Origin of the sequence: Aureibaculum marinum, from assembly GCF_003813905.1 — a bacterium.
GTDB lineage: Bacteria > Bacteroidota > Bacteroidia > Flavobacteriales > Flavobacteriaceae > Aureibaculum > Aureibaculum marinum.
The window spans coordinates 1-238 of the sequence record NZ_RPFJ01000073.1 but is presented as its reverse complement, the minus strand read 5'-3'; the positions used below and the strand labels follow the sequence as shown (position 1 = coordinate 238).

Here is a 238-nt window from a genome sequence, read left to right as displayed (position 1 = left end):
TGGTAATTGCCTCAGATAAGGTTAAGGCAGATGGTTCTGTTATTTCATAACTTCCTGTAGTTGTTGCTCCATTAGCATCGGTAATTGTAACTGCATAGGCACCTGCAGTTAAGCCTGTCTGGTCTTCATCTGCCGCTACTAAACCGCTACCATCTGATGTTGTCCATGAATAATTATATGGACCTACTCCTCCTACAACAGTGATATCTATCGCTCCATTATTATCTCCATTACATAA

General features: G+C 40.8%; 1 protein-coding gene. It reads right to left on the bottom strand.

Annotated elements, in window-relative coordinates:
- The coding region (locus tag EGM88_RS14680) for a SprB repeat-containing protein (RefSeq protein WP_203229474.1) at nucleotides 1–238 on the bottom strand (238 nt) is incomplete at both ends.